Origin of the sequence: Ohtaekwangia sp., assembly GCF_036786105.1 — a bacterium.
GTDB lineage: Bacteria > Bacteroidota > Bacteroidia > Cytophagales > Cyclobacteriaceae > Ohtaekwangia.
Genome location: NZ_DAIQRQ010000069.1, coordinates 1 through 1,623 on the forward strand (window position 1 = coordinate 1; position 1,623 = coordinate 1,623).

Annotated in this window: 2 protein-coding genes; one reads left to right on the forward strand and one right to left on the reverse strand. The window is 45.6% G+C overall.

All coding sequences use genetic code 11. From position 1 onward, the window contains the following. On the forward strand, nt 1–281 hold a 281-nt coding region (locus tag V7Q33_RS20260; protein ID WP_442946002.1), incomplete at its 5' end, for a precorrin-2 dehydrogenase/sirohydrochlorin ferrochelatase family protein. 75 nt (nt 282–356) lie between these two features. Here V7Q33_RS20260 and V7Q33_RS20265 read toward each other — a convergent pair. Continuing rightward, on the reverse strand, nt 357–1,484 hold the full coding sequence (locus tag V7Q33_RS20265) for an NAD(P)/FAD-dependent oxidoreductase (protein WP_333821065.1): 1,128 nt from the start codon (nt 1,482–1,484) through the stop codon (nt 357–359). Between the last annotated feature and the right edge of the window lie 139 nt (nt 1,485–1,623).

Sequence of the window (1,623 nt, forward strand, 5' to 3'; positions counted from 1 at the left end):
TCATCAACGTGGCTGATACACCCGATCTGTGTGACTTTTACCTCGGATCAGTAGTGACAAAAGGAAATCTGAAAATAGGTGTTTCTACCAATGGAAAATCGCCTACCATATCAAAACGCATTCGCGAATACCTGGAAGAAGCCTTACCAGACGATACGAATGATCTTTTGGAGAACATGCAAAAGATTCGCGATCAGATTAAAGGCGACTTCAGTCACAAGGTAAAAGTGCTCAATGAGCTTACAACTTCGTTCTTGGAGACTGGCAGAGTGAACAGGTGAGGAGCTGCAGGCCGCTGGATAGTTAATCGTTATCAGGAATAGTCTGGTAACGGTTAATCTGTAACCGATAACGGTCTAAAGCACTCTTCGAAATATACCAGGAGGAGTAATTTTGCCTGCTATAACCTGCGCAACCATTTCGCCAACAGCCGGGCCGTGTTTAAACCCATGACCGGAGCCTCCACCCAATAAAAATATATTGGAAGCTTCCGGATGTACTTCGAAAATGAAATTTCCATCCGGAGAATTTTCATACGGACACACTCTGCTCTCCAGCAGTGGTGCATCTTTCAGCAACGGGAAACGATGTACCAGAAAATTACGGGCCTTTGCCAATACACCCGGTGTAACCATACGCTCGCCTTGTGTAGGATCAAACGCTTCACCACGAATATCCACACCAACTTTGAAACCTCGGTGTGCGTTACCTGCAATGCCGTAGTAAAAATCTTTACCATCCACATCAATCCACACCGGAAAAGCATCAAATGCCGCGGCGTGTTGTGACGGTACACCGAAGTAATATACTTCCTGTTTGGTACAGGTGATGACCTGCTGCAATATATCCGGAAATATTTTTCCTAGCCAGGAGCCACAGGCAAAAAGATATAGGTCACCTTGGAGCGATTGTCCGTTGGAGAGTTTGATCCTGTTGAGTTGCTGATGATCTATAGCACCCGGTTCAACATGCGCCTGTATATATTCACCGCCTTCCTTTACAAATTGTTCGCATACAGCCTGACAGGCTTCTCTCGCTTTCAGATAACCACCGAAGGAATCGAAGTAGGCATGGTGGAGATCGTCCGTATGAACAAAGGGAAAGCGTTTCGTTAATTCCTCATGATTCAACTTTTCATATTCCATACCATGCTTCTTCGCATAAGGTATAGAATCGTCTACCAGTGGTGTTTTATCTTCGTAGCAAAACCACAGCACGCCCGTATTGAAAAATAATTTTTTCTGAAACAGACCCTCATTCTCTTTCCACAACGTAAGCGCGCGTACATTGAAATCGAAATATACCTCGTTGCTCCCGTAAGTAGATCGTATTACTCTGGTTTCATCACCCGAGCTTGCCCGGGAGTTACCCGGTCCCCAGGCATCTACCAACGTAACGCTATATCCTTGTCGCAGTAAATATAGCGCCGACCATCCACCAAAAGCCCCGGCACCAACCACCACAATGTGCGAGCGCAGCGGCAACTCCGGAAGATTGTTGTCCGAGCTATTGCTCTTTGAGGTAGGAGAAAAGGTGTTTAGCGTGTTTATGTGTTTACGTGTTTAGGAAGTGTTGATGTGTTTGAGTGTTGATGTGTTGAAGTAGGGGAATGTTAATTTACCC